General features: G+C 35.1%; 9 protein-coding genes (1 of these 9 only partly in view). 5 read left to right on the top strand and 4 right to left on the bottom strand.

Annotation, left to right across the window (positions count from 1 at the left end; genetic code table 11):
• The 4 genes from V7149_RS23585 to V7149_RS23570 form a co-directional block, all read left to right on the top strand.
• On the top strand, window positions 1–599 hold the 3' portion of the coding sequence (locus V7149_RS23585; protein WP_438824152.1) for an MFS transporter. 307 nt of this gene lie to the left of the window's left edge; only the last 599 of its 906 coding nucleotides appear in the window; its start codon lies beyond the left edge, outside the window; it ends in the stop codon at window positions 597–599.
• Between the two features lie 456 nt (window positions 600–1,055).
• The gene (locus V7149_RS23580; protein WP_335348015.1) at window positions 1,056–1,724 is read left to right on the top strand and encodes a hypothetical protein; all 669 of its coding nucleotides are present in this window, start codon (window positions 1,056–1,058) and stop codon (window positions 1,722–1,724) included.
• A gap of 57 nt (window positions 1,725–1,781) precedes the next feature.
• Window positions 1,782–2,471 (top strand): hypothetical protein, encoded by a 690-nt coding sequence (locus V7149_RS23575; protein WP_335348014.1) that lies wholly within the window; start codon window positions 1,782–1,784, stop codon window positions 2,469–2,471.
• A 180-nt stretch (window positions 2,472–2,651) separates the two neighbouring features.
• Window positions 2,652–3,368, top strand: coding sequence for a 3-ketoacyl-ACP reductase (locus V7149_RS23570; RefSeq protein ID WP_335348013.1), 717 nt, complete (start codon window positions 2,652–2,654; stop codon window positions 3,366–3,368).
• A 130-nt stretch (window positions 3,369–3,498) separates the two neighbouring features.
• On the opposite strand, the gene V7149_RS23565 is transcribed toward V7149_RS23570, so the two are convergent.
• From V7149_RS23565 to V7149_RS23550, 4 genes are all read right to left on the bottom strand, one after another.
• Window positions 3,499–4,395 carry a carbohydrate kinase family protein gene (locus V7149_RS23565; RefSeq protein ID WP_335348012.1) on the bottom strand — a complete coding sequence of 299 codons (897 nt, stop codon included), beginning with the start codon at window positions 4,393–4,395 and terminating at the stop codon, window positions 3,499–3,501.
• A gap of 164 nt (window positions 4,396–4,559) precedes the next feature.
• Window positions 4,560–5,555, bottom strand: a complete 996-nt coding sequence (locus tag V7149_RS23560; protein ID WP_335348011.1) for a hypothetical protein — start codon at window positions 5,553–5,555, stop codon at window positions 4,560–4,562.
• A gap of 484 nt (window positions 5,556–6,039) precedes the next feature.
• Window positions 6,040–7,386, bottom strand: a complete 1,347-nt coding sequence (locus V7149_RS23555; protein ID WP_335348010.1) for a YheC/YheD family protein — start codon at window positions 7,384–7,386, stop codon at window positions 6,040–6,042.
• Window positions 7,387–7,402: 16 nt separating this feature from the next.
• Window positions 7,403–8,167, bottom strand: a complete 765-nt coding sequence (locus tag V7149_RS23550; protein WP_335348009.1) for a YheC/YheD family protein — start codon at window positions 8,165–8,167, stop codon at window positions 7,403–7,405.
• Between the two features lie 170 nt (window positions 8,168–8,337).
• Between V7149_RS23550 and V7149_RS23545 the strand changes: the two genes are divergently transcribed.
• A partial coding sequence (locus V7149_RS23545; protein WP_335348008.1) for a hypothetical protein occupies window positions 8,338–8,631 on the top strand: 294 nt, incomplete at its 3' end.

Here is an 8,631-nt window from a genome sequence, read left to right as displayed (position 1 = left end):
AAGAAAAGGAAAGTCCACAGTCGACAAATAATGAACCTTTTTATAAGTACATGTTCGATAAGCGTGTCCTTCTTCCATGTATTTTGGTATCGTTCAATTATATTACAATTGCAGGAACAGTTAACTTTATGGGGGCATTTGGTAAAGAGATTCATGTTGGCGGAAGGATATCACAGTTTTTTATCGCACAAGGGATTGCGATGGTCATCTTTCGGGCATTCTCTGGTAAAATTTTCGATAAATTCGGTCACAGAATCCTTATTATTCCAGCCGCCATTTCAGGGGCTGTAGGTTTGATTCTTTTAGGCTTGTCTACTAGTATGGTGATGGTTTTGATTTCAGGGGCATTATTCGGAATCGCTTTTGCCATCATCCATCCAATTATCCAAGCCTGGGCATTAACTCTTGTTCCACCCGAGAAAAAAGCAACAGCTAATTCTATGCTTCTTATTTTTATTGATTNNTTCTTAGCAAAAAGTGTTGGGTACGGTATGACTTTTAGTTATTCTGCAGCTTTTATGATTATTATTTTGTTATTGTATCTAATTGGGAGCAAGAAAACGGTAACCTTAGAAGCTAAAAGTGATAAATCATCCTGAACATTACATACGAACGGTTAACTCATAAAAATCTGGGGCTGTACCATTGTCAACATTGACTTTTGGGACAGCCCTTACTTGATTCACGCTATCCGCTAATTGAACACACTGCTGTTTTTAACTAGGTGAGTGTAACTACAAAAATTGTAAAGAACGAGCAGATACTTTCAGCCTTATTGGGCCATATATTTGTTTCCCATACAGTTATGCATTTGTCTGCTCTTCCCATCTACTTCTGCCCTCACTATACCCCCTAAAGGGAAACTTCTTTCACTATTCGTTAGGAAGTTTATAAAGGTAACGCCCTTCATTAAATGGTGCGAAGGAATTAATTTTCTTCTTTAGCTCCAGGTTAATAATACCTATTTTCCCCATTCACTTTAGTAAAAGAATACAAGCAATAACGTAAACTCGTCCATATAATAAATTACTTTTGTTGAAAGGAGATGGCTATGATTGTCCAAATTACAAAACTGTCCTTCATGTGGTAAAAATCACTGTTTTTGTTCTAGTAGCAAGCTGAATGAAAACAAGTTTACGAATAGGAATGTGTTTAATCCTACGGTTAATGTAAAAGTCGAAATTGACGTAGAAAAACATAAAAATGACCGAAAAAAATGTGAGTGTTCAGCCAGAGTGAACACTCAGCAGGAAACACTGACATTTCTTGCAAGTATTTGCCCTAATTGCACTCTTCATGGAAGTACTGTTTCGGTTGTAGAAGTTGGAATGGCTTTTAACTCATCAAAAGTTAACAAGCCACAATGTATTTCTGAAAATCAAGGAACCATATTGAATGCCACAGGGGTTGGAACACTTATTATTGATCAATCAATCTCTCAGGCAAGTTTTACCCTTAATCTATTAGAATCTTTAGTAGGCAACGATTTTCTTATTTTCACTGCAAATGGTGGTTTAGATCAAAATGGAAATATTAATATTTTTGCAGCTGTTTTACAAGTGCCAGATAAAGAGCTAATGATCACATTATGCAATGACTGTCCTACGACTTCCCAAAAGCATGTCAAACCTTCAAAATTAGACAGCATTTCAATGGATATAAAAAATGGAAAGATTGTAATGATGAAAAATGGTGAATTAGAAGTTAAAGAGCTTGAAGGCTAATACTTTTAGTACCTTCATCTTATCTGTCTTACTTTGTAAGAAAGGAGATGCTTTTCATTGTCTAAATCAAGAATTTGCCCGCATTGTGGCAAAGATCCATGTAATTGTACGAATAATAAACAGAATGAAAACAAATTTTTCAATAGGAATGTATTTCACCCAACTTTAAAAGTAGATGTGGATGTTCCTCTCGAAAAACGTAATCGAATCAAAAAAAAATGTGAGTGTTCAAGCAAAGTAAATATACAGGATACTTTTCTTTTCAATGCAAATATTTGTCCTAAATGCAGAATACATGATAGTACGGTTTCATTCGCTTTTGGAAATATAACATTCAACTCAACAACAGTTGTACTGCCTCAATGTATGACAACCGACAATGGTGCAAAATTGATTACTGCAGGGAATGGAACACTTGCTGCTTTTTCCGAAGAATTTCAAATCATTATCCAAGGAACTTTCACACTTGCTCTAGAGAAAAATATCGTTTTTAACGATATGTTATTGGACTTAATATCATTAACGGTAACTGGATTTGATCAAAATGGAAATACGGTATTTCTTTTACTTCTTATCTTACTAGTTCCAAATGAAGACTTTATTATCTCTTTATGTGATCATTGTCCACCGTATTCCTCTAAAATGAATAACCAAACTTCAAATATTAATAATCATCATAAGCAAATAAGTAAAGGAAAAATCATCATGATGAAAAATGGCCAAATTGTTATAGATACAAGATTATAATGAAGCTTTTACTTGTATTAAAATAACGGGCAAAATATCCACCTGAGCCCTTCTATCTAAAGGGTGGATTTTTTTGTTAAATTTACCCTTAACGCTATAATAAATTGATGGGCTAGCATTAATTAAAATTATTTACTTTAGTAACATCGATGCCCTAAATTTTTTTAAAGGAGCGATCATATGAATTCACTAAGCGGAAAAACTGCCCTTATTACTGGCGCTGGCAGAGGGATTGGCCGTGCTACTGCAATTGCATTAGCAAAAGAAGGTGTCAATATCGGATTAATTGGATTAAACATGTCAAATCTTGAAAAGGTCAGTGCGGAATTGAATCAATATGATGTGAAGGTTTCAGGGGCAGCAGAGAACGTTTCAGAACTTGAATCGGTTCAACACGCGGTTGACCACATTAAGTCCGATTTAGGACCGATCGATATACTTATCAATAACGCGGGAGTAGCAAAGTTTGGCGGTTTTCTTGATTTAACACCTGAGGAATGGGAAAACATTGTACGCGTTAATTTAATGGGTGTATATAATGTGACAAGAGCGATATTACCGGACATGATTGACAGGAAATCTGGTGATATCGTAAATATTGCTTCAACTGCCGGCCTAAAAGGAGCACCTGTTACTAGCGCATATAGCGCATCAAAATTTGCGGTGTTAGGGCTAACTGAGTCGTTAATGCTAGAGGTTCGAAAGCATAACATTCGTGTAACAGCATTAACACCTAGCACTGTTGCCACTGACTTGGCCATTGAAAACAAGCTGATTCAGGAAAATGCAGACAATGTCATGCAGCCAGAAGATCTCGCAGAACTCATTGTTGCTGGCTTAAAGCTACATCCGCGAGTTTTTGTGAAAACAGCAGGGTTATGGGCGACTAATCCATGATGATTACATAAAAGGCATAAATTTTTATAAAAATAATCCACCTGACCTCAAAAATCCAGGTGGATTATTTATTATTGTCATTTGATTGAAATCGGAACAGTTCACTTTTCTTCAAAACCACGGAATGCTACTATAAAGCACCAATCCTTGTGGTCGCATTTGCACCAGCCTGATTTGCAAAATGAATAAACTCTTCCATTTGTACATCCGTGACGGGTCTGCCTTTTTCATGAAAACAAAATAATAACGCCGCTAGGAAAGCATCACCCGCACCAGTTGTATCAATTGCCTTTACTTCCAATCCTTTCACACATAGCTCTTTACCCTCATAGTAAACACATGCCCCAGCTGAACCTTTTGAAATAAAAAGATAAGGAATATTAAATTTACTAATCTTTTTAATCGCTTCATCCATTACTTTCGTTTCTGTTAAAAATAGCAGTTCTTCTTCCGTCATCTTAACTAAATCGGCTCGATTCAGGAATGAACAAATGTTTTTCCTGCTTTCTTCTTCGCTTCCCCATCGTTTTTGGCGGATGTTTACATCAAATGCTACTAATAAATTTGTTTCCTTTGCATACTCTAATGCCTTTTCTGTAGTCTTCCTAGCTGTTTCATGAAAAAGCGTCCCCGACCCAAAATAAAAGATTTTTCCTGTTTCAAACAGCTCTTTCGCTAATTCATTTTCCGTCAGCCATTCGTCAGGTGTTGGATTCACGTATGAATGAAACACTCTATCACCGTTCCTATCCTGCTGAACATACACTAAACAAACTTTCTTTGTATAAGAACGCACAGAATAATCGAGACAAACCTCCTCTTTTTTAAATGCCTTCTCAACGAATACACTTGTTTCATCCACACCTAATTTACAAAGATAATTGGATTTTACACCTAATCTTTTCACGCCTACAGCTAAATTAACCGTTGCCCCACCGAGAAACGGCTGAAAATTTTTATTCGTTTTATCTTGAGAAATCATATCTACTATGACCTCTCCTAATGAAACAATTCCATTTTTATACATTTTTGTTACTCCTTGAGGAATATTGATTTCATGTCTTTTTTCACCAACAATGGTTGTGTAAGTACATCATTTATGAAAAAAGACTGAACATGCCAGCGACATGTTCAGTTTAGTAATGATATTAGTCGAGCAACTATTGACTCAGTACCTTTTTAACAAGTATATCATGCAAACCGATAATAGATTAACACAAATGTAGCTAGAACAAAGATAAAATTTAGAAATACAAAGATAAACTGATCGACTTTAGTATTATGCATTTTAATCGGAGGGTTGTAAAAAGACACCCCTTCAATAATAAAGACGATTAATACAATATGAATCATAAAATGACCGACGATTTCTGTCATACCAAATAACATAGTTGTCATGATAAATATAACAGTAACAACAAATCCCAAAACCCGATTCAAAATCCCGACCACTAATAAATATCCCACCACGAACTCAATAAAGGCGGCCATTACAATAAATGCACCTGGAGCAAAACCAAAAGTTGGAACATGGTGGTTTGCGACGATATCTAAAGTCATCGCTGGGTACACCCACTTTTCAACTGCTACCCAGCATAGGGATAAACCCGTTCCTAAATATAAGAATGGAAAACCAATATTCTCTAGTTTCGTATTTCCTACTAATAAGACACCAATAATTGCGACATAAAATCCGTAATCCAACATGTGGAAAATACCGTTATTAATAGTTATAACAATGAATAAGCCTAATAATAAAAATGCTCCAAGTTTTGTGGAAACATGATGTGGAATTAGCAATAAGCCGATTGTTACCCAAACTAGGAAAATAATGATTGTATTTTCAAGATGAAATTCTGGTGCAAACAAGGTGCCGTTCGTCACTTGGATGATTAAAGAAACAGCAGTTCCATATTTCAAGATATGTCTGCTGTACTTTCTTAAGCTTGACAGCCTTATATCAATTTTTTTGATTGTGCTCCATTCCGTTGTTTTTGGAATACTAATCGCCAGAAAAGCCAGCACAATTGCTGCTAAAATGGCTAAAGAAATAAATAATGGCGATAAAATATTTTCGATTGCTTCTTTTTGTGGAGCCACCTCTGTGAACCATTTTACATGTGCATACGAAAAAAACGGAGAAACAATGATGCCTAAAACTAATAGAAGCTGAAATAACCTCTTCATAATAAAATTCCCCTTCTCTACATAAACAATATGAATACATTAATAATATACCCCGATTATGTCTTTTGCGTATGGATTAAAATCGACTATTGTGTGAAGTGTTTCACATGATAAAAAAAGGCATATGAATTATCTTTATTTAGCCCCAAATATGATAAAAAAACAATGATCCCAGTTACTTTCCTTTTCGCAGGCAGCTATTAAGCCGATGACGGACATTTCGACTTTCCAATACACTTCAAATGTCCTTTGCTTGTGGCCAAAATGGAGCAGCTCACTTCCACAATGGCCCCATTATTTTCCCTTGTTTACGACACCCAAGAGGTTTCTAATATCTCTGTATTCCTACATTACCGTCACAGATTCCCATTTGGCAACTTCTTCCCTAAGAGGAATGCATTTCACCCAACAATAAATGATGAAGAAAAATAGCCAAATTGTTAAAGACACGAAACCTGTTTCCCTCCCNNCCCTTTATATAAAATTAAAATCCTGCTAAAGCTTTAGCATACTCAAAAGGTGTTGGAAGGATGCTTGGCAGTACTTGTTGCTCATCTGCTGTTCGATTTGCCTTAATTTCTGCGGCATAATGAAAATTAACTTCAAGTAACCAAACATGTTGATTATGATCGATCACAAAATCAATTGCAGCGTCACCAAAGTGATTTTGGTTATTTTCTAATTGTTTTAGTGCATTCATACATAGTTGAGTAATTTCTTGAACCTTTTGCTGCGTTTTTTCCCCATTTAATTTAAATAATTCCACAAGAGCTTTTTCACCTGGAATCATTTTAATTCTGTTGGTTGAACTTGAAATAATGCTTCCTTTTTCTGCGACTTTTGTTTCCATTGCTGTATACTTCCACTTCTTTGTCGTGTCCTTTTGAAGGTATATTCTAAAATCTACTTTATTTCCGGTATAATCATACCGTATTGCCTGTTGAACAATATATTTTTGATTTTTAACCATTTTTTCTTGTAAAATGATTTCCAGTTTTTCAATAGATGAAATAACAATCTTGTTCCCTTTATTATCAGTTAAAAGATAGCCTTCCTTTCCCTTCTTTAAATGAAAAATCCCTTTACCAGAGTAAAGTTTTGTCGGCTTTAAATATACATCATCATATTTGTTTAGCATTTGTATAACATGATCGATTTGTTTATATGCAACCGTTTCAGGAAGATGTTTCCTTATGTCTTGGTGTTTATGCAATTTTACCCAAAAAGTCCACTTGTTCGAATAGTCATAAGGATAATTAAATAGATTTTCTCCAATATTTTCTATCCAATATCTGTAAGTCGATTTTTTCATTTCCGTTCGGTTAAATATGGAGGAAGGATATGGAAACACCCCTTGAACAAAACTTTTTGCTTTCGGATCGTAATAATAGCCTTCAATGGTTTTGTCTGACTTATTCATCGTGCTCTGCATAAAAAGGAAAATTAACCCATTTATCTGATGATAATTTTTAAATCGCAAGAGCTGCTGTTGGGGGTTTCTATAGTATTTAAGACGAACTAGAAAACCAATCACAGGACCTAGATATAGATGGTTGCTCATTAAATAATAATCGTATGGCAAATCCGGAATTGAAAGCACATTCGTTAATTTACTGGAAAGACTAATTTTACCCGGTTCAATCGTTTCATTTTGAATAATTGACAATTCTTTTGTAAATGCGCCAAAATGGAGAACTATTTTTTCAGAATTAATGTTTAATTGATTGATAGTTTCTACATGCAGATGAATGGTATTTTGATTAATATGATCATTAAATAGTAGAGTGACCTGATTGTTGTTTGCTAAGTGATTTTCATTTACCTTTTTCATTAGAACCCGCCCTCCTCTATGGTTTCTTTCCTGTTTTTTGGTTATAAGCTTTATACCATAGTATTTTGTTATACATAGATAAATCTTCTAAGTAGCGAAAACCACCAACGAGTGGGATAGAATTCGCCTCAATCAACCAAACATGCCCAGATTCATCGACGGCAAGATCAAATCCCCAGATCTTATGAGTATCGAATTCGTTAGTGTAACATTTGGCTACTGCTAAAGATAAATCATCTAATGCTGCCAATGTTTTTTCTAAGTCCAAGTTGGTAATATTTGAGTTTAATAGAGCCTCTTCCACCGTTACAACAGTTGCCCCATTCTGTAAATTGGTGATAATATAACCGTCTTGAGCTACTTTTCCGTGTTTCCCTGTAATCACCCAATCTAATTCTTCTCGTTTTCGCTGGACGATATAGCGAAAATCTATTGGATTCCCTTTTACTTTTGCAAGTGAGATGCAAATTTGGACAAGAAACTCCCTTCCCCCAAGTCTTTCTTGTAAAAATTGTTCGAGCGATTTTTCCTCCATAATAGTTGTTTGTCGTTTTCGAAGGTGAACTTCATATATCTCGTCCGTGATTTTCGATACTTTTATGATTCCCCTTCCTCCATTCCCTCGAGTAGGTTTTATCATTATCTCCTTATATCGACTCATCATTTCCCAAAATCGGTCTTTCGTATAAAGATGCGTCTCCGGTAAAAATTTCACTAGTTCCTTACATTCTAATAAAATTTGATGCTTGTACCATTTATCCATAATTGAGTTTTTCTCCAATTCAACCACTCCATAAACTATTCTTAACGTCTTTTCAATATATGGTAATTTCACATGACTGCTTGTTGCATTGCCTAAAAGTGAAAATATAGGTACAAACCAGATGCATTTAAAAATGCAGGGGAATACACTATGCAAGAGGTATTTTATAAGGAAGGAAGATGTTAACATTGTTGAAGCCGATACTTACGCTACATGATATTTTTGGCGATGGTTATATTTTTAATGGAAGAGGTTCATATAATAACAGCCAATGGCTCCCCAATTCCATTTCACAAGATTCATCTTCAGGCAGCATGTTAACATTAGCAGGAGAAACACCCATTCTTTGCCACAAGGATGTTGTTGATCCATTATGTTTAGATATTCATAAAGATGCTGGCCTCCAAGTTGCACGAAATATTTATACGTATGATAACGAAAATAGTTATTACAATCTATTAAATCAATTACAAAAATTAAAT

Source organism: Bacillus sp. JJ1503 (genome assembly GCF_036965125.1).
Classification (GTDB): Bacteria; Bacillota; Bacilli; order Bacillales; family Cytobacillaceae; genus Cytobacillus.
The sequence above is the reverse complement of the archived record's forward strand: the minus strand, read 5'-3'. Positions and strand labels throughout refer to the sequence as shown.

Coding starts and splice junctions, on each gene's coding strand:
- V7149_RS23555 (WP_335348010.1), bottom strand. CDS start 7,386: ATGAAAAAGGTAAATGAAAATCACTTAGCAAACAACAATCAGGTCACT.
- V7149_RS23570 (WP_335348013.1), top strand. CDS start 2,652: ATGAATTCACTAAGCGGAAAAACTGCCCTTATTACTGGCGCTGGCAGA.
- V7149_RS23565 (WP_335348012.1), bottom strand. CDS start 4,395: ATGTATAAAAATGGAATTGTTTCATTAGGAGAGGTCATAGTAGATATG.
- V7149_RS23560 (WP_335348011.1), bottom strand. CDS start 5,555: ATGAAGAGGTTATTTCAGCTTCTATTAGTTTTAGGCATCATTGTTTCT.